Here is a 17,571-nt window from a genome sequence, read left to right as displayed (position 1 = left end):
CCTGGTCGGACATCTTCATCCTCGGCTGAGGCCAAGAGGCTGAGTCCAAAAGACAGCGCCCCGCACCCGTACCCGGGCTCAGCGACCGCGATTCACCCCTGGATGAAGTCGACTCCCCCGGGTCGGGAGTTCGCGCGGTCAAGCAGCTTCGCGAACATGTGACTCGTCGTCACGTGCTCGCCCAGCCGGTTGGGCTTTCCTGTGCCGTGGTAGTCACTCGAACCGGTGATGATCAGATCATGGTCGTGGGCAAGCCTGCGCATGATCTCGCGTTCGCTCTGCGGATTGTCGCGGTGATCGACTTCGAGTCCGTCGAGTCCGGCCGCGATGAAATCCGCCATCGCCGTGTCGGGCACGACAAGTCCGCGCATCGCGGCGCGAGGGTGGGCGAAGACCGAGACTCCCCCGGCTTCGCGGATCAGCGCGATGGCCGTGATCGGATCGATCGTCGGCAGGCTCACATGGTATTTGCCGTGGCTGGACAGGATGGAGCCGAAGGCTTCGGTGCGCGATTCGACGATGCCCGCAGCAACCAGGGCATCAGCGATATGGGGTCGGCCGATCGTCGCATCTTCGCCGGAGACGGCAAGGACCGCGTCCATGTCCACGGGGTAGTCCTCAGCGAGGCGGTCGATGATGAGGTGCGTGCGATCGAGCCGGGCCCGACGAGTCTCTTCGACGACCGCGGCCAAACCGGTGTCATAGGGGTCATGCAGGTAGGACAGCAGGTGCACGCTGATTCCCTCGTGCCGACACGAGATCTCCATCCCCCGGACCAGACCCAGGCCGTAGACCCGTGCGGCTGCTTCCGCTGGGGCCCATCCGGCAGTGGTGTCGTGGTCCGTGACGCCGAGTACGTCGATGCCTTCCATCGACGCTTCGGATAAGAGTTCGGACGGGGTTTGAGTCCCGTCCGAGAACGCAGTGTGCACATGGAGATCTATGACCATGTACCCAGTCTATCCGCAGTCACACAGGATGCTCGTCCTCGTCCCGGCAATCACCGTGAGCAGTGCCTAGAATGGAAACATGACAACCCAGAATGAAGACAGCACCGAGCAGACCCAGGCCCTCGACGATCGAGTCAACAACCGTTCCCATCGCCCCAACTCCCAGGCATTTCGTGATTTCGTCGCCGAGGGATGGGACCGTACACCACTCGATGCCCAGGCTCTGGCCGCAGCCGGATTCACACCAGCACGCCGGGCGCAGGTCTCCGCCGCCTTCCCCGGAGAACGACTCGTCATCCCCGCCGGGGGCCACAAGGTCCGGTCCAACGACACCGACTACCGTTTCCGCGCCCATTCGGCGTTCATCCACCTGACCGGCCTCGAAGCCGATTCCGAGCCGGACGCCGTTCTCGTCTTCGAGCCGGAGGACGATGCTCACACTGTGACTCTGTATTTCCGGCCCCGCGCGGGTTCGGATACCGTCGAGTTCTTCTCCGATTCCAGGTACGGCGAATACTGGGTCGGTCCCCGCGCCGATCTCGAAGCGATGTCGACGATGACCGGCATCACCACCGAAAGCGCCGCGACGGTCGACGACGCGATCACCAAGGACCTCGGCGCGATCTCAGTGCGTCTGGTCCGCCAGGCCGATGTCCGCATCGACTCCCTCATCGATGTCGCCCGCACTCAGGTGCAGGCCGATCTTGAGACCTCGGAGGCCGGAGATGCCGAGCTGGCCCAGCTGCTGTCCGAGCTGCGACTGATCAAGGACGAACACGAGGTCGCCGCCCTGCGCGAAGCCGTCGCCATCACCCGCACCGGCTTCGACAACGTCGTCGCCGCCCTGCCCACCGCAGTGACTCATCGACGCGGTGAACGCATCATCGAGACCGCCTTTGAAACCGCCGCCCGCTCCGAGGGCAACGGCATCGGCTACGACACGATTGCGGCCGCGGGCAACCATGCCTGCACCCTGCACTGGATCCGCAATGACGGTGCGGTGCGCGAGGGCGACCTCGTCCTCGTCGATGCCGGGGCAGAAGCCGATTCGCTCTACACGGCCGATATCACCCGCACACTCCCGGTCTCAGGCACGTTCACCGACGTTCAGGCGAAGATCTATGATGCCGTCCTCGACGCATCGGATGCGGCCTTCGCCGTCGCCGCTGACCATGCCAACCGTGAGGTGAAGTTCCGCGAGGTCCACGAAGCCGCGATGGAGGTCATCGCCGCCCGCCTCGAGGAATTCGGCATCCTGCCGGTCTCTGCAGCCCAGTCGCTGTCACCGGAGGGTCAGCATCACCGGCGCTGGATGGTGCACGGGACCAGTCACCACCTGGGCCTGGACGTCCACGACTGTGCTCAGGCACGTGCCGAGATGTACTTGGATGCGGCGATCGAACCTGGCATGGTCTTCACGATCGAACCTGGCCTGTACTTCAAGACCGACGATCTGCTCCTGCCCGAGGAATTCCGCGGCAACGGTGTGCGCATCGAAGACGACGTCCTCGTCACCGCCGACGGAGTCGAGAACCTTTCGGCAGGATTCCCGCGCACCCGCGCCGAGGTCGAGGCCTGGGTCCAGGGACGATGACCCCTGGGCCGTTCCGGGGCCGGGGCATCCTCGAGATCCCGGGAATCACGCTGGGCCACGCCGGCGAGTTCGGCCCGGACCGGTTGACCGGCGTCACCGCCGTCCTGCCACCACCCGGTGCGCAGGTCGGGGTGGACGTCCGTGGTGGCGGTCCGGCCACTCATGAGACCGATGTCATCGCCCCCGGCACCCATTCCTATGGTGCCGATGCGATCGTCGTCACCGGTGGATCCGCATTGGGTCTGCAGTCGGTCAGCGGTGTGGTGCGCGCCCTCGCCGAGGCGGGGCGCGGTTTCCCTGCTCCTGGACTTGCCGACACCGTCATTCCACTCGTCCCCGCCGCCGCGATCTTCGACCTCGGCCGAGGCGACGGGACCGCGCGTCCTCCTACGGATGTCGACGGTGAGGCCGCGGCACGGGCAGCCCTTCGCTCAGCACACGATAGGGCACAGGCACCCGGCGTCAGGGGCAGCCTCGGCGCGGGTCTGGGTGCACGTTCGGGACAGCAGACCATGCGCAGCTCCACGGGGTCGATCGCGATCCGTCTGCCCGGCGGCTACACCGTTGCCGCTCTGGTGGTGGCCAACCCGCTGGGCACGATCGGGACGCCCGACGGCAACCTGTGGGCGGGCCCGCTCCTGGACTCGTATGGATTCGATCTGCCGCGGATCGGTCATCTGCCGGCCACTCCCGAGTCCACGGCCGAGGCCACCTCGGCGAAGAACACGACCATCGCCATCGTCGCCACGGACGCGGCCCTGAACCCGGCGCAGGTCACGCGTATGGCCTCCGGTGCCCATGCCGGAATCGCGCGGGCGATTCACCCCTCGCATACGCTCTTCGACGGTGACACGGTCTTTGCCGTCGCCACCGGTGATGTGAGCCTGCCGGAGGACTTCGCGGCCTCGACACTCGACCAGGTCGCGATCACCGCAGCTGCTGCCGATGCCCTGAGCCTGGCCGTCATCGATGCTCATGTCGCTGCCGCTCCGGTGGAGGACTCGTGGGGTCAACCACCGACTCTCAGCGATGTCGCGCCCGATTTCGCTGAGGCCTTCGCCGCACTGGAATGAGGCGTACCGGACTGAGGTTCTCTGGCCTCAGCCGGGCGCAGACAGAGACTGGGGCGGGCACCGACATCATTGATGCCGGCGCCCGCCCCTTTCCTGTGCGAATCTGCTTCAACAGCCTCGCTCGGAGTCAGCAGTCTCCCTCAGGGGATTCGATCAGTTCGAGTCCGCCTGGCGAGCCTCTTCCGAGTCGAGTCCCTTACGGTCGTCTGCGTCGGCCTTCTTCTCCTGCTGAGTGCTGAAGCCGTCCTTCGCCAGCTGCTTCTTCGAGGTCTGAGCCGCAGCGGCCTCGTCCTCGACAACGGTGAAGCGGACGGTCTCCGTGAACTCACGGCCGTAGCGGTCCGTGCCGGTGACTTCGGCGCTGTGCGTGCCGAGGTCGAGATCGGACGGCATCTCGGCTCGCCACAGGTGCGAGCTGGACTGTCCGACGCTGCCCGAGGTCCGCAGGTTCTGCGAGGCCGTGTACGGATCGGTGTACTCCCAGCCCTTCGCCAGCGACTCGCCCTTGCCTGGCTGAGTGTGCTCGGCGAGCTTGCTCGACTTCCCGTCGAAGCTGACCTCGACTCGAGCGTCCGATGTGCCTGCGAGGAAGCTCGAGGTCAGCCAGGTGTCGCCCTGTTTGAGGTCATCGCGAGTCACGACGCGCTCAGAGATCGCCTCCGGCTCTTCGCCTGCCTTGTCGGCATCCTGCCAGTCCTGTGCCTCCTGTGCCCAATCGCGCCATTCGGGCGAGTTCACGCCCAGCAGCAGCTGATGGTCATCGGACTCGTTGCGGACCGTGTAGCGTTCGCTGCGGTTGGAACCGTCGAATTCGAGGGTTTGGACGCCTGGTTCGGATGCATCACCGGTGAAGGAGTATGGCAGCCCGTCGGCGTTGAGTCCGCCGGAGTACCAGTCACCGGAGACGGCTCCGGCGACGATCTGGGTGTTGGGGAGCGTGTCGATGCCCTCGTCGGCCCATTCCTTGCGCTGTTCACCGGCCACGAGGTTCTCCTGCGTGTGCGTGTGACCGCCGACGGTCACCGCGTTCGGGTAGTCGGAGATGACGTCGTAGAACTCCTTGGCGTCCTCGGCGACGACCTGTTTGTGAGTGACGATCGGTACGTGGGTCGCGATGACGACGTGGTCGTTCTTCGCCACATTCTTGAGATCGTTCTCAAGCCATTCGAGCTGCTCTTCACCGATCTTCTCCTTGTACTTCTTCGTCGATGCGTTGCCCGAGTACTCGATGCTGTCGAGGACGACGAAGTGAGTCTTGCCGACATCGTAGGAGAAGTGGCCCGGTCCGAAGTCATCACGGAAGGTATCGAGCGCGTGTGCGTCATCCGGGGAGTCGTAGTCCTGGTCGTGGTTGCCGGGAGCGGCCCGAACCGGTCCGTTCATCTGCGAGTAGACGTCGCGGAGCTCGTCGTTGAGGCTGAGGTCATCGCCCACGTTGTCTCCAAGCAGGAGCACGCCGCAGCCATTGTAGTCATTGCGATCGGCGAGGTCGCCGACAGCGCCGTCACGGGCGTAGCCCATTTCGGTCTTGTCATAGGCCTGGGTGTCGGAGGCGATCGCGCAGTCCTGCTTCGCCGAGGCGGTGGCCGAGGATTCGATCATCGGGAAGTTCACGGCCTTCGGGGTGTCCCCTGTCGGCTTGATTCCACCGAACTTGAGCTGTGGTGACCCCTTCGGCAGGTGGTTGTAGCTGAACTGCGCGAAGTTGTCCGAATCCACCGGGACCTGCCAGCCGGAGGGCTGGGTGATGGAGACCGTCATGTTGTCACGAACGGGCAGCTCGTAGGAGCCCTTGCCGTCGGTCTGCACGACGTCGACGCCGTTGGTCACGGCGACGTCGGCAATGCCCGTCTCGTCTCCGTCGAGCTTCGAGTTCTCGTTGACGTCATCGAAGACCTGACCCTTCAGAGTCTCCGGGTCATCGGCCTGTCCACGGTCCACCTGCACGTGGCCCTCATAGAGTTCGGCGGGAGCATCTGCTGCAGCTGCAGAGCTTGCGCCCACCAGCGGCACCATCAGGGCGAGGGCGGCACATGCGCTGAGTCCTGTCACCACGTTCGGACGAAATCGTCGTTCCGACATTGAAGTCTCCTTGTGTTCGGTAGTGGGAAGTTCTGCCGAGAAAAGACCCTAGGGAGCCTGAGAGAATCCTGAATGGATGCGACAAGACAGCTTGGTGAACGGAGAGTGATGGGCTCATGGCGACCGCCGACAGCCGCTCGCACAGCCGCGCTTCGCGCATCCGATAGGGCTGACCCCGTAGGCTTGAGAGCATGAGTGGTCCACCGAAAAGAGTCTTCGTCGCGCGTCTCATCGCCGTCCCCGTCTTCGATCCTCTTGGAGATCAGGTCGGACGTGTGCGAGACGCCGTCATCGTCTACCGCGCGACCATGCGGCAGTTCCCCCGCGTCATCGGCCTCGTCGTCGAGGTTCCGGGCAGACGACGAGTGTTCGTGCCGATGGGACGTGTGACCTCCATCGACTCCGGTCAAGTCATCACCACCGGACTGGTGAACATGCGCCGCTTCGAACAGCGCCACTCGGAGACGCTGGTCGTCAACGACCTCCTCGACCGGCGCCTGCGGCTGCGCGAAGACGACTCCCCCATCCAGATCGAAGACGTCGGCATCGAACAGCAGGTGAACAAGGACTGGGAAGTCACCCGGCTCTTCGTGCGCAGAGTCCAGGAACGCAGCGCCTTCTCCGCCTTCCGCCGGCGCGGTGAGACCATGCAGATCTCCTGGACCGACACCGAGCACCCGGCCGACTCAAACGTCGATCAGGAGGCCACACAGCTCATTGCCGCGTACCAAGACACGAAACCCGCCGACCTCGCCGACGTCCTGTTCGAGATGAAGCCCGAACGTCGACTCCAGGTCGCCCGCGCCCTCGACGACGAACGCCTGGCCGACGTCATCGAGGAGCTGCCCGATGAGACACAGGTCGAGCTCCTCTCCGCCCTCGACACCGAACGTGCGGTGACGGTGCTGGAGGAGATGGAACCCGATGACGCGGCCGACCTCCTCGGCGAGCTCAGCGATGAGCAGGCAGAACGGTTCCTCGCACTCATGGAACCTGACGACGCCGAGGATGTGCGCACCCTGCTGTCCTACGACGACGACACCGCCGGTGGTCTGATGACCACGGAACCCGTCATCCTGACCCCGGAGACGACCGTCGCCGAGGCGCTCGCTCACGTCCGCAGAGAGGATCTTCCCGCGGCGCTGGCGGCTGCGGTCTTCGTCTGTCGGCAGCCGGTCGAGACGCCGACGGGGAAATATCTGGGGATCGTCCACATTCAGGAGATGCTGCGCCATCCCCCGCACGAGGCCGTCGGCATCATGCTCGACACGGAGGTCGAGGCGCTGCCACCGGACTCACCGCTGGGCGAGGTCACGAAGCTGCTCGCGGCGTACAATCTGGTGTCGGTGCCGATCACCGACGAGAACGACCGCCTCATCGGCGTGGTCACCGTCGATGACGTCCTCGATGAGCTGCTGCCCGATGACTGGCGAGTCACCGGGCGCGATGACCATAGGAGGGGATAGCTGTGGCTGCTGACGATTTCGACGTTCCCCGTTCGAGCAGACGCAGACTGCCGAACATTGCGATGTCCCCGGAGACCTTCGGACGCGGAGCCGAAGGCTTCGCCCGGTTCATGGGCACCCCCGCGTTCCTCGTGGGGATGACCGTGTTCTGCGCTGTCTGGTTGATTTGGAACACGCTCCTCCCCGAGGCCTGGCAGTTCGATCCTCGGTCGTTGAACTTCACCTTGCTGACGCTGATCCTGTCGCTGCAGGCCTCCTACGCCGCCCCGCTGATCCTGTTGGCGGAGAACCGCAGCACCGACCGTGACCGTGTCGAGTTCGAACACGACAGGCAGCGGGCCGAGCGCAACCTCGCCGACACCGAATACCTGGCACGCGAGGTCGCGGCGCTGCGCATCGCCATGCGCGAGGTGGCGACCCGAGACTTCATCCGCTCCGAACTCCGAGACCTGCTCAAGGAGCTCGAAGAGGACGCGAAGGAGCCCGTCAGAGACCCGGTCCGAAGTGACCGGTCCGACGACGAACAGGTAGGCTGAAGGTCCCGCGAAGACCGAGCGGGAAGTGAAAGGACGTGAGCACATGAGTGGGCCATCCGAGGACGCAGTCAGGGAAGCTCTGACAGGTGTCATCGATCCGGAGATCCGCCGCAGCATCGTCGAACTCGACATGGTCGAGTCCGTCAGCATCGAGGGCGGGAAAGTCACCGTCACCGTCCTGCTCACCATCTCCGGCTGTCCGCTCAAGGACACGATCACCAAAGACACCACGGCAGCGGTCTCGCAGGTCGACGGTGTCACCGATGTGTCCGTGATCCTCGGGACCATGACTCCAGAGCAGCGCACCGCGATGCGCGAGAAGCTCCAGGGCCCGGGCACCAGCCGCGAGGTTCCGTTCAACAAGCCCGACTCACTGACGAAGGTCTACGCCATCGCCTCGGGCAAGGGCGGAGTCGGCAAGTCATCGATCACCGCGAACCTCGCCGTCTCCCTGGCTCAGAGCGGACTGCGCGTAGGCGTCGTCGACGCGGACATCTACGGCTTCTCGATTCCGGCAATGCTCGGCCTCTCCGGCAAACCGACCCGGGTCGACGACATGATCATCCCGCAGGTCGCTCACAACGTGAAGGTCATGAGCATCGGCATGTTCGTGCCGCCGAACCAGGCTGTCGTCTGGCGGGGACCCATGCTCCACCGCGCCCTCCAGCAGTTCCTCACCGACGTCTTCTGGGGCGACCTCGACGTCCTTCTCCTCGACCTTCCTCCGGGCACCGGTGACATTGCGATCTCCGTAGCGCAGCTGCTCCCAGGGTCAGAGCTTCTCGTCATCACAACACCGCAGCAGGCGGCCGCACAGGTCGCCGAGCGCGCGGGATCGATCGCCACCCAGACAGATCAGCGCCTGGCCGGAGTGATCGAGAACATGTCATGGATGGAGATGCCCGACGGCACTCGGATGGAGGTCTTCGGCTCCGGAGGCGGCGCCCAGGTGGCCGCAAACCTCTCGGAGACGATCGGTTCCGAGGTCAAGCTGCTGGGCCAGGTGCCACTCGACACGCAGGTCCGCGAAGGCTCGGATTCCGGACTGCCGGTGGTGTTGGGCTCCCCCGACTCCCCCGCAGCACGCGAATTCGCCTCGTTGGCGTCGACTCTGTCCCATCGCTCACGCGGCCTGTCGGGACGATCCTTGGGTCTCAGCCCGGTCTGAAGTCTGGTCTGATCCGCCTGTTTGGGATCAGATTCGCCTGCTTGAGATCAGGTGGCTTCGGTGTCGAAGGGTGCAGTGGCTGAACGGTCGCGCAGAGCGGACTGAGCCTGGAATCGCTCGATCGGCGACAGGGTCTTGGTGCGGGGCTCACTCGGCGTGGAATCCGCGTCACCGACGCTGCCTGCGGACGCTGAATCGAGCGACTGAGCGGGTGTGTCACTCGAGGCAGCCGATGATTCCCGAAGCTTGGACTCGCGGATCGCTGAGTCCTCCTCGACGAGAGCCTCGCGCACGATACGCCTGGGGTCGTACTGACGTGGATCCAGCTTCTGCCAATCGACGTCATTGAAGTCATCGCCGAAGTCGCGGCGCACGCTGTCCTTGGCTCCCTCAGCCATCCGACGCATCTGTCGCACGAGGTCACGCAGCTTCTGCGCGTATTCGGGCAGGCGTTTGGGCCCGATGACGACAAGAGCCACTACCACCAGGATCAACATCTCGGTGCCGTTGATACCCAACATGGAAACAAGTCTACCGTGCACAGAAGTATGCTCGACTCACGGTCAGCACAGGATGGAGTGGAGCAGATGGATGAAGTGGTCGTGGAACGAGTCCTGCGCATCGTCGCGCTCGTCCCCGAGGGGCGTGTCGTCGCCTATGGCACCGTCGGACTGGTCGCCTCCTGCTCGGCGCGCTACGTCGGACGTGTGATGAAGGAGTTCGGCTCGAACGTCACCTGGTGGAGGGTGGTCAACGCCGCTGGAGTGCTGCCGGAGGCTCTGCTGCCCACCGCGCGTGAGCACTGGGAGGACGAGGGTACTACGCACACGCATGAGAAGGTCTCCAAGTCGGCCTTCGTTGACATCGATGATCTCGAGGAGCTGTGGCGCACCCACGGAATCGACCCCGCATGCAGTTAGACTGAAGTCCACATGTCAGCCGAAAGGGAGGGTCGATTGTCACGCGAGAATGCAGGTGATCTCACCTTCGCCGAACAGTACAACGGGCCCGACCCCTTGCTGGATGCCGCGCGAGCCCTCTCCCACGAGAACGGTTTGGCCCCGGTGTCGCAGACTACGGCGTCGACGCTGACCCTTCTCGCCCGGCTGCTCACTCCGGTTGCCGCAGTCGAAGTCGGCACCGGTGCCGGCACCTCGACGTTGGCCCTGCTGCGGGGAATGCCCAATGCAGGGATCCTGACCTCGATCGACACGAACTCCACAGCCCAGGCTGCGGCTCGTGATCTCATCGACATGGCAGGCATCAGGCACAGCCGTCTGCGCCTGATGAGCGGGCGTGCCGAGGATGTCCTGCTGCGTCTGGCGCCAGGGGCCTACGACATGGTCTTCCTCGACTCGGAGCCAACGAACCTCGAACGCATGATCGAGCCCGCTCTCCGGCTTCTCGATGCCAACGGACTCCTCGTCATCCACCAGACATTGCTCAAGGGCGGGGTGGCCGATCCCGTTGACCGTTCGCCGCGCACCCAGGCGGCACGTGGCCTGCTCAACCGTCTGGCCGAACAGGATCGCCTCGAACGCGTCCTGCTGCCCATCGGCCAAGGTCTGCTCATGATCCAGAAGACTCGTCGCTGAACAGGCCGACGACACCGTAGAAAACCAGGAAACCCTAGCTGCTGCGTCGACAGCGGCGCTGAATGCAAAGACAGTTGAATGCAAAAACAGCAGAGACTCTGCGAAGTCTCTGCTGTTCGTTCAGCCGCGCTGACTGCTCAGCTGAAGGAGTGTGCCGTGTCGATCACTGGCCCAAAGTCTCGGCCAGGGTGTCATGCAGATCTGTGGCTTCGTCTCTGCTGAGTTCGATCACCAGACGGCCACCGCCCTCGACAGGAAGCCGCATCACCATGCCTCGACCTTCCTTGGTCACTTCCAGAGGTCCGTCGCCGGTGCGGGGTTTCTGGGCTGCCATGTGGGCTCTTCCTTCCGTTGATTATGCAAAGACGGTTCACGCTCGATGGACCGAATGTTATATGGCCGATTATTCCACGATCCGGTCACCCACGGGTAACCCGACCGAATTCTGACATCTGGACCTCATCATCAGGGCGGCAGATCCGCCGGTGGGGTGAAGTGCCACAGGTAGGCGACCCAGACGATCTGGAGCAGGATGAACGCGCACAGAACAGCCGCCCTGTACCCGCGAGAGCGCACGAGAGCCAATGTCAGCGCCATCGGGAACAGCGGCAGGAGCAGCCGCAGGGTCGACGTCTGCGGAGTGAAGAAGATGAGCAGGTACACGCCGTAGGCCAGACAGAAGTACTGCAGAGTTCTGCCCATCTTGGCGCCCGCCGGGGAGAAGATGAGAGCCAGCATTCCTGCGATGACGACGAACAGGAGCACCGGACCCAGCGGACCGATGAGGCTGTTGGCCTGAGCCAACCACTGCACCACATACGTCGACTCACCGGTGTGCCAGGCCGCTTCGGTGTCCGTATACGCGGTCATCGACCCCGTCGACAACCAGGCGTGGATGGGATGGACCAATGCCGCGACGCACGAGAGCACACCCAAGGTCCAGGACCGCACCACCTCGGCGGTGGGATAGGGGTCGTGCCTGCGACGCATGAAGCGGTCGATGAGGTGCAGCAGCATGAAGAAGGCGAAGGCCACGCCGATCGGGCGCGAGAGATCCATGAGGAACACGACGGGAATCGCACTGAGATAGCGGCGTTCGACGACGAGGAGGAGCGCTGTGGCCTGCAGCAGCAGCGTCAGCGACTCCGCGTACCCGGTGGAGAAGATGGCCGCCGGGGGAAAGAACATGACGAGGGCCAGACCGGTCAGGGCCTGGCCGGGGTCGACGTATCTGCGAAACAGCACCAGGATGACAATGGCGGCGAGGCCCGCTGCGAGTGTCGACACGATCGGTGAGATCACTTCGTAGCTCAGTCCGGTCACGCTCGAGAGGTTGCCGACGATCGCCGGATGCAGCGGATAGAACGCCCATTGGTTCTCGGCCACCGCGCCGGTCTCATCGATCGGCAGGATGTTCGGGTAGCCCTCCTTCGCCACCCGGCCGTACCAGCCGCCGTCCCAGAAGTTGAGGAAGTCGTTGAGTGTGGTGGTCACCGGGCTGGAGGACCAGTTCGCCGGATCCTGACGTTTGAGGACGGCGGCGAAGATCGAGATGCTCACGACTCGTGAGACGAAGTAGACCGCGATGGCCTGCACCCACACCGGCAGGGTGAGGAACAGGGTGCTCAGGCGCGACAGCCTGGAGGAGCTGAAGACTTCGGGAGCGAGTGTGATTCCGGGCAGGTCGTGGGCTTTGCTCATTGCTGCTCGCGTGCGGCTTCCAGCTCGGTGATTCGGGTGCGCAGAGCTGTCACCGCGCTGTCGACGTCCTCCATGCGGTAGCCGCGCAGGGCGGGGCGGAACGAGAGCCCCTCGAGATCCTCAGGTGTGAAGTCCTGCGGCAGGGGCTGCCAGTCGGCCTCAGTCTCCTCAGCGGACTCGGCGGAGAAGACGTTGAACGTCGCCGCCAGCACGATCACGAGCACGAAGATCGCTGCGGCCACTCCGATCACAATCCACAATGGCATAACGTCATTTTCTCACAGTGAGCACATCTGCTCAGCGCAGGCCGCGCACGGTGTGTTTGGGAGCTGCGTCACCGGTGATCGCCAGCGTCACCGCGATGGCGTCAGCGGTGGCGCGAACGTCGTGGGTGCGGATCATCGCAGCCCCCTTCGCCACCGCAAGCGCGGTGGCCGCGATCGTTCCGTTGAGACGCTCCCCCGGTGCCACGTCACCGATGGCCTCGCCGACGAAGTCCTTCCGCGAGATCGCCAGCAGCACCCGGAATCCGGTGTCGGTGAAGGTCTCGAGCTCCCGCAGCAGGCGCAGCGACTGGTAGGTGTTCTTTCCGAAGTCCGGTGTCGGATCGATGATGATCTTCTCAGCGGCGACTCCAGCGTCCAGGGCGGCTTCGGCCAGTCCGATCACTCCGTCCAGGGTCCGTTCGACGACCTCGCCGGCGCTCAGCCCGTACCGGTTGCGGTGGGCGTCGGTGCGTGGGGCCAGTCCGCCCGTGTGTGAGCAGACGATGCCCACGTCGTTCTTCGCCGCCACGGAGGCCAGTTCGGGATCGACTCCGGCCCAGGTGTCATTGAGCAGGCCCGCACCCGCGGTGCAGGCGGCCTGGGCGACTTCGTGGCGCCAGGTGTCGACGCTGATGAGCACGTCGGGGTGGCTGTGCGCGACGGCCTCGATGACTGGGCAGACACGGTCGATCTCCTCGGCGCTGGAGATCTCCCGCCCGCGGCCGGCCCTCACGCCTCCGATGTCGACGATGTGCGCCCCGTTCTGCACGGCGCCTTCGACGGCTGCGATGGCTTCCTCGGCAGTGGCCGCCGATTCGTAGAACGAATCCGTGGTCCGGTTGATCACGGCCATGATGGCTGGGCCGCCGGACCGGGCCTGTGCCAGTTGAAAGCCGCCGAGGTGGGGGCTGGGCTCGGCTGTGTCCCTCACTGCTGTTCTCCCTTGATCGCGGGCGGAGCCGAAGATCGACACGGCAGGACCGATCTTCGCCAAGGAGTCGAAGCCTTCGACGAACTCGCCCTGGATCCGCAGCACCCGCCACGGATCTTCGTGTGTCCAGTCCGAGGGTCCGCGAGAATCGAGCAGGCTCTGGTCTGCGGTCGTCTCCGGCACCTGTGATCCGCGCAGGCGCAGCGGACCCTGGCTGTAGACATTGTCCTCAGCCGAAGCTGGAACCTCGGCGGTTGAGTCATGGTCGGTCATCGGTCTCAGCGGCCTTCGAGGTAGGCGTGCAATGTCCGGGTGGCCTCGTCGACCTCGGTGACCGACACATGCTCATCCGACTTGTGGGCGTAGAGAGGATTGCCGGGTCCGAAGTTCACCGCCGGGACACCGAGTGCGCTGAACCTCGAAACATCGGTCCAACCCAGCTTCGGTGCCGGTGAGAGCCCAAGCGTGTCGATGAAGTCCTGAGCGATGGCGCGATCAAGGCCGGGCCGTGCCCCTTCGGCTGCGTCGGTGACGACGACGTCGAAGCCGGTGAAGAACTCGCGGAGGAAGCCCTCGGCCTCGGCGGCGGACTTGCTCGGTGCGAACCGGTAGTTCACGGCCACTGTGCAGGCATCGGGCACGACGTTGCCGGCGACTCCCCCGCTGATCGACACTGCCGACAGCGATTCACGGTAGTCGAGTCCGTCGACGTTCACGGTCCCGGTCTCATGGTCGGCCAGGCGCTGGAGCACCTCTGCTGCGGCGTGGATGGCATTGACTCCCATGAATGCGCGTGCCGAGTGGGCGCGAACTCCGGTCGTCGAGACGTTGACCCTGATGGTGCCGTTGCAGCCGCCCTCGACCGAGGCGTTCGAGGGTTCACCGAGGATCGCGAAGTCCCCTCCCAGCCAGTCGGGGTGGTTGCGGGAAACGCGGCCGAGACCGTTGAGGGAGGCGCCGACCTCCTCGTGGTCGTAGAAGACCCAGCTGACGTCGCGCGTAGGTTCGCGCAGGGCCGCGGCGGTGACCAGTGCCATCGCGACTCCGGCCTTCATATCGCAGGCACCCCTGCCCCAGATGACCTCGTCATCGGTGTAGTTCTCACCATCCATGTGGGTGCGCCGAGGCGGCAGGTTGTCCTCGACTGGAACCGTGTCCAAGTGGCCGGCCACGACGATGCGCTCGGCTCGTCCCAGGTGGGTGCGGGCCACGAGAGTGTCTCCGTCGCGCAGGATCTCCAGGTCCGGGCCAGGGCCTGCCCCGATGCGCTCGAGCACTGTTGCGACGGCGTCGGTGATGGTTGTCTCATTGCCTGAGACGGATTCGACGGCGCACAGGCGACCGGTGAGATCGGCCGGGTCACCGAGGGCCGCAAACAGGTATTCGGACAGGTCACCGGTGGGGGCGAAACGGGATTCGGTCTCAGCAGATGGATCGACAGTCATACCGCTTAGCCTAGTACTGCCGCCACCGACTAGTCTTGGAGGCATGACAGAACGCATAGTTTCCGCACGTGGCCTGGCCACCCTGCACAACGACTCCGTCCTCACCGCCTGGTACCCCACCCTGAGCACGGCCGATTCCTTCGAAGCCGCCGAGGCGGCCGCCGCCTCCCGCGCGGACGCTGACGGGCTCGATGCCCTCGTGTCCGCCGACGAGGCTCGGGGCACCCGGACCGAGGTCGTCACCACCACCATCGACCTCGACGCCGGTCCCGCTTCGGCAGCCGATGCCTACCTGCGCCTGCACGCGCTCTCCCACCGTGTGGTCGTTCCCAACGACGTCAACCTCGACGGCATCTTCGGTCACCTCGCGAATATCGTGTGGACCTCCGCTGGCGCCTGCTCGCCGGAGGATTTTGAAGCCACCCGCGCGAAGCTGATGGCCAAAGGCCCCGTCGCCGTCTACGGACTCGACAAGTTCCCGCGCATGACCGACTTCGTCATCCCCTCCGGTGTGCGTATCGCCGATGCGGACCGTGTTCGCCTCGGCGCACACCTGGCTGCGGGGACGACCGTCATGCATGAGGGCTTCGTCAACTTCAACGCCGGCACATTGGGCTCGGCCATGGTCGAGGGACGCATCTCCCAGGGTGTCGTCGTCGGCGACGGCTCCGACATCGGCGGCGGTGCCTCCATCATGGGCACGCTCTCCGGCGGCGGTACACACCGCATCTCGATCGGCAACGGCAGCCTGCTGGGCGCCAACTCCGGTGTGGGTATCTCCATCGGCGATGACTGCATCGTCGAAGCTGGTCTCTACATCACGGCCGGAACTCGCGTCACCGTTCCCGGTGAAGACGAGTCGGTCGTCAAGGCCTCCGAACTCAGCGGCCAGAACAACATCCTGTTCCGCCGCAACTCCGTCACCGGAGCCGTCGAGGCGATCTCACGCACATCCAAGGGAATCGAGCTCAACCCCGACCTGCACTGAGCAACAGCAACATCAACTCGGGCGCGTCCACGAAAGTGGGTGCGCCCTCGTGCTGTCTCGGCCAGTCTTACGTCGTGCCTCAACCCGTGGTGAGCGTGTGTCGTACGTCAGCCCCGCGCTGTCGTCGTGAGCGTGCGGCTCGAGCAGACATGACAATACGCCCTACACTCGGCTGCAAACCACCTTCTCCCAAAGGGGTGAAGCGGTGCTGAGTGTAGGGCGTATATGACCGGCGGTGCCTATTGCGAACGGCGGTGCCGGTTAAGAGTCGCGGTATGCATTACGAGTCGCGATACTGGTTGAGACCAGCCGCGCGATCGCGGATGCGATCAGCGCTCGTTCATTTCCTTGTAGTCGCGGGAGTAGGCACCCGTGTAGATCTGGCGCGGACGGCCGATCTTGGTCTCGGGATCGTTGATCATCTCGCGCCACTGTGCGATCCAGCCCGGCAGACGGCCGACGGCGAAGAGCACCGTGAACATGTTGGTGGGGAATCCGAGGGCCTTGTAGATCAGACCGGTGTAGAAGTCCACGTTCGGGTAGAGCTTGCGCTCGACGAAGTAGTCATCGGCCAGAGCGATCTCTTCGAGCTTCTGAGCCACCTCAAGCAGCGGGTCACCGCCGGAGCGTGCCAGGACCTCATCAGCGGTCTTCTTGATGATCTTCGCACGCGGGTCGTAGTTCTTGTACACGCGGTGTCCGAAGCCCATGAGACGAACGCCGTCTTCCTTGTTCTTCACGCGTTCCATGAACTTCTCGGGTCCGTCATCAGAAGCCGAGATCTCCTCGAGCATCGTCAGCACAGCAGAGTTGGCGCCACCGTGCAGCGGGCCGGCCAGAGCGTTGACGCCGGCCGAGATCGACTGGAACAGGTTGGCCTGTGACGAGCCGACGAGACGAACCGTCGAGGTCGAGCAGTTCTGCTCGTGGTCGGCGTGGAGGATGAAGAGCTGGTCCATGGCTTTGACGGCCAGCGGATCGGGCTCGTAGTCCTCTGCCGGCACTCCGAAGTTCACGCGCAGGAAGTTCTCCACGAGGCTCAGGGAGTTGTCCGGGTGGATGACCGGCAGACCCATGTTCTTGCGGTGGGCCAGTGCAGCGATCGTCGGCATCTTCGCGAGCAGACGGAACGTCGAGGTGTCGACCTGACCTTCGTCAAAGACATCGAGGTCATCTTGGTAGAAAGTCGACAAAGCGGCGACCGCGGCTGCCACCATGGGCATCGGATGCGCATCGTAGGGGAAGGCGCGGAAGAAGCGACGCAGGTCTTCGTGGACGATGGTGTGTCCGCGCAGTCGACCGTCGAACGCGTCGTACTGTTCCTGTGTCGGAAGTTCACCATGAATGAGGAGGTAGCTGACTTCGACGAAGTTGGAATGCTCGGCGAGCTGTTCGATGGGATAGCCGCGATACTGCAGAACACCTGCGTCACCGTCGATGTAGGTGATCGACGAGGAGCTTGAAGCAGTATTGGCGAAACCTGGATCATAGGTGACCGCGCCAGTGTCTTTCAGCAGCGAACCGATGCGATATCCGTTGTTGCCCGCTGAGGATGCCACCTCGGGCAGCGTCAGCTCCGTGTCCCCGACCTGCAGACTCGCATCCGATGGCATATGTTCTCCTCAGCTTTGACCCACCTCAAGAACTTCCTGAGGTGTCTTGCACAATTCCCTCAAAGACTACCGATAACTGCCAGAATCAGAAAATCCCAGCACTACCCTCAAACTGCTCGGTAACCCGTCTGATCTGGCTCTACTGGGCTTCTTCGAACCAAAT

17 protein-coding genes are annotated in these 17,571 nt (G+C 64.3%); 8 read left to right on the top strand and 9 right to left on the bottom strand.

The window, feature by feature from the left end; translation table 11 throughout:
- Positions 1 to 92: 92 nt before the first annotated feature.
- Positions 93 to 950: a PHP domain-containing protein gene (locus CXR25_RS08245; protein WP_009881721.1), complete on the bottom strand. Its 858-nt coding sequence runs from the start codon at positions 948 to 950 to the stop codon at positions 93 to 95.
- Between the two features lie 79 nt (positions 951 to 1,029).
- Here CXR25_RS08245 and CXR25_RS08240 point away from each other — a divergent pair, with 79 nt between their 5' ends.
- Together CXR25_RS08240 and CXR25_RS08235 are read left to right on the top strand one after the other, a co-directional pair.
- Positions 1,030 to 2,544, top strand: a complete 1,515-nt coding sequence (locus tag CXR25_RS08240; RefSeq protein ID WP_009881720.1) for an aminopeptidase P family protein — start codon at positions 1,030 to 1,032, stop codon at positions 2,542 to 2,544.
- Positions 2,541 to 3,617, top strand: coding sequence for a P1 family peptidase (locus CXR25_RS08235; protein WP_009881719.1), 1,077 nt, complete (start codon positions 2,541 to 2,543; stop codon positions 3,615 to 3,617). Before CXR25_RS08240 ends, CXR25_RS08235 begins: the two co-directional genes overlap by 4 nt.
- A 153-nt stretch (positions 3,618 to 3,770) precedes the next feature.
- Here the strand turns inward: CXR25_RS08235 and CXR25_RS08230 are convergent, their stop codons facing one another.
- Complete coding sequence (locus CXR25_RS08230; RefSeq protein ID WP_125240514.1) at positions 3,771 to 5,699, bottom strand: calcineurin-like phosphoesterase family protein; 1,929 nt, start codon at positions 5,697 to 5,699, stop codon at positions 3,771 to 3,773.
- A 191-nt stretch (positions 5,700 to 5,890) separates the two neighbouring features.
- On the opposite strand from CXR25_RS08230, the gene CXR25_RS08225 reads away from it, so the two are divergent.
- The 3 genes from CXR25_RS08225 to CXR25_RS08215 are packed head-to-tail and all read left to right on the top strand — an operon-like array spanning position 5,891 to position 8,869.
- Positions 5,891 to 7,165 carry a magnesium transporter MgtE N-terminal domain-containing protein gene (locus CXR25_RS08225; RefSeq protein WP_009881717.1) on the top strand — a complete coding sequence of 425 codons (1,275 nt, stop codon included), beginning with the start codon at positions 5,891 to 5,893 and terminating at the stop codon, positions 7,163 to 7,165.
- A 2-nt stretch (positions 7,166 to 7,167) separates the two neighbouring features.
- Positions 7,168 to 7,701: a DUF1003 domain-containing protein gene (locus tag CXR25_RS08220; protein WP_009881716.1), complete on the top strand. Its 534-nt coding sequence runs from the start codon at positions 7,168 to 7,170 to the stop codon at positions 7,699 to 7,701.
- Positions 7,702 to 7,744: 43 nt separating this feature from the next.
- On the top strand, positions 7,745 to 8,869 hold the full coding sequence (locus CXR25_RS08215) for an Mrp/NBP35 family ATP-binding protein (protein ID WP_009881715.1): 1,125 nt from the start codon (positions 7,745 to 7,747) through the stop codon (positions 8,867 to 8,869).
- 47 nt (positions 8,870 to 8,916) lie between these two features.
- On the opposite strand, the gene CXR25_RS08210 is transcribed toward CXR25_RS08215, so the two are convergent.
- Entirely contained in the window at positions 8,917 to 9,390 is a 474-nt protein-coding gene (locus CXR25_RS08210) for a twin-arginine translocase TatA/TatE family subunit (protein ID WP_069600005.1), read from the bottom strand.
- Between the two features lie 66 nt (positions 9,391 to 9,456).
- On the opposite strand from CXR25_RS08210, the gene CXR25_RS08205 reads away from it, so the two are divergent.
- Together CXR25_RS08205 and CXR25_RS08200 are read left to right on the top strand one after the other, a co-directional pair.
- On the top strand, positions 9,457 to 9,789 hold the full coding sequence (locus CXR25_RS08205; RefSeq protein ID WP_035278176.1) for an MGMT family protein: 333 nt from the start codon (positions 9,457 to 9,459) through the stop codon (positions 9,787 to 9,789).
- A 36-nt stretch (positions 9,790 to 9,825) separates the two neighbouring features.
- Positions 9,826 to 10,464 carry an O-methyltransferase gene (locus CXR25_RS08200; protein ID WP_009881712.1) on the top strand — a complete coding sequence of 213 codons (639 nt, stop codon included), beginning with the start codon at positions 9,826 to 9,828 and terminating at the stop codon, positions 10,462 to 10,464.
- A 163-nt stretch (positions 10,465 to 10,627) separates the two neighbouring features.
- Here CXR25_RS08200 and CXR25_RS08195 read toward each other — a convergent pair whose 3' ends face one another.
- From CXR25_RS08195 to dapE, 5 genes are all read right to left on the bottom strand, one after another.
- The gene (locus tag CXR25_RS08195) at positions 10,628 to 10,798 is read right to left on the bottom strand and encodes a DUF3117 domain-containing protein (protein WP_009881711.1); all 171 of its coding nucleotides are present in this window, start codon (positions 10,796 to 10,798) and stop codon (positions 10,628 to 10,630) included.
- 131 nt (positions 10,799 to 10,929) lie between these two features.
- The gene (locus tag CXR25_RS08190) at positions 10,930 to 12,165 is read right to left on the bottom strand and encodes a hypothetical protein (protein WP_096146860.1); all 1,236 of its coding nucleotides are present in this window, start codon (positions 12,163 to 12,165) and stop codon (positions 10,930 to 10,932) included.
- The gene (locus CXR25_RS08185; RefSeq protein ID WP_069600003.1) at positions 12,162 to 12,431 is read right to left on the bottom strand and encodes a DivIVA domain-containing protein; all 270 of its coding nucleotides are present in this window, start codon (positions 12,429 to 12,431) and stop codon (positions 12,162 to 12,164) included. Before CXR25_RS08185 ends, CXR25_RS08190 begins: the two co-directional genes overlap by 4 nt.
- 31 nt (positions 12,432 to 12,462) lie before the next feature.
- On the bottom strand, positions 12,463 to 13,635 hold the full coding sequence (gene folP / locus CXR25_RS08180; protein ID WP_226833656.1) for a dihydropteroate synthase: 1,173 nt from the start codon (positions 13,633 to 13,635) through the stop codon (positions 12,463 to 12,465).
- Positions 13,636 to 13,640: 5 nt separating this feature from the next.
- Positions 13,641 to 14,807: a succinyl-diaminopimelate desuccinylase gene (gene dapE / locus CXR25_RS08175; protein WP_125240513.1), complete on the bottom strand. Its 1,167-nt coding sequence runs from the start codon at positions 14,805 to 14,807 to the stop codon at positions 13,641 to 13,643.
- A 43-nt stretch (positions 14,808 to 14,850) separates the two neighbouring features.
- Between dapE and dapD the strand changes: the two genes are divergently transcribed.
- Entirely contained in the window at positions 14,851 to 15,795 is a 945-nt protein-coding gene (dapD, locus tag CXR25_RS08170; RefSeq protein WP_009881705.1) for a 2,3,4,5-tetrahydropyridine-2,6-dicarboxylate N-succinyltransferase, read from the top strand.
- Between the two features lie 329 nt (positions 15,796 to 16,124).
- Here the strand turns inward: dapD and CXR25_RS08165 are convergent, their stop codons facing one another.
- Entirely contained in the window at positions 16,125 to 17,408 is a 1,284-nt protein-coding gene (locus CXR25_RS08165; RefSeq protein ID WP_009881704.1) for a citrate synthase, read from the bottom strand.
- Positions 17,409 to 17,571 lie beyond the last annotated feature (163 nt).

Origin of the sequence: Brevibacterium aurantiacum (assembly GCF_003932995.1) — a bacterium.
Classification (GTDB): domain Bacteria; phylum Actinomycetota; class Actinomycetes; order Actinomycetales; family Brevibacteriaceae; genus Brevibacterium; species Brevibacterium aurantiacum.
Note: the sequence above shows the minus strand (reverse complement) of the source record. Positions and strands in the feature narration are given on the sequence as shown.

Excerpts from the sequence above, each read along its gene's own strand:
- CXR25_RS08245 (WP_009881721.1), bottom strand. The coding sequence starts at position 950 with ATGGTCATAGATCTCCATGTGCACACTGCGTTCTCGGACGGGACTCAA.
- dapD (WP_009881705.1), top strand. The coding sequence starts at position 14,851 with ATGACAGAACGCATAGTTTCCGCACGTGGCCTGGCCACCCTGCACAAC.
- CXR25_RS08230 (WP_125240514.1), bottom strand. The coding sequence starts at position 5,699 with ATGTCGGAACGACGATTTCGTCCGAACGTGGTGACAGGACTCAGCGCA.
- CXR25_RS08165 (WP_009881704.1), bottom strand. The coding sequence starts at position 17,408 with ATGCCATCGGATGCGAGTCTGCAGGTCGGGGACACGGAGCTGACGCTG.
- CXR25_RS08215 (WP_009881715.1), top strand. The coding sequence starts at position 7,745 with ATGAGTGGGCCATCCGAGGACGCAGTCAGGGAAGCTCTGACAGGTGTC.
- CXR25_RS08190 (WP_096146860.1), bottom strand. The coding sequence starts at position 12,165 with ATGAGCAAAGCCCACGACCTGCCCGGAATCACACTCGCTCCCGAAGTC.
- CXR25_RS08185 (WP_069600003.1), bottom strand. The coding sequence starts at position 12,431 with ATGCCATTGTGGATTGTGATCGGAGTGGCCGCAGCGATCTTCGTGCTC.
- CXR25_RS08240 (WP_009881720.1), top strand. The coding sequence starts at position 1,030 with ATGACAACCCAGAATGAAGACAGCACCGAGCAGACCCAGGCCCTCGAC.
- CXR25_RS08210 (WP_069600005.1), bottom strand. The coding sequence starts at position 9,390 with ATGTTGGGTATCAACGGCACCGAGATGTTGATCCTGGTGGTAGTGGCT.
- CXR25_RS08205 (WP_035278176.1), top strand. The coding sequence starts at position 9,457 with ATGGATGAAGTGGTCGTGGAACGAGTCCTGCGCATCGTCGCGCTCGTC.
- CXR25_RS08225 (WP_009881717.1), top strand. The coding sequence starts at position 5,891 with ATGAGTGGTCCACCGAAAAGAGTCTTCGTCGCGCGTCTCATCGCCGTC.
- CXR25_RS08195 (WP_009881711.1), bottom strand. The coding sequence starts at position 10,798 with ATGGCAGCCCAGAAACCCCGCACCGGCGACGGACCTCTGGAAGTGACC.
- folP (WP_226833656.1), bottom strand. The coding sequence starts at position 13,635 with ATGACCGACCATGACTCAACCGCCGAGGTTCCAGCTTCGGCTGAGGAC.
- CXR25_RS08235 (WP_009881719.1), top strand. The coding sequence starts at position 2,541 with ATGACCCCTGGGCCGTTCCGGGGCCGGGGCATCCTCGAGATCCCGGGA.
- dapE (WP_125240513.1), bottom strand. The coding sequence starts at position 14,807 with ATGACTGTCGATCCATCTGCTGAGACCGAATCCCGTTTCGCCCCCACC.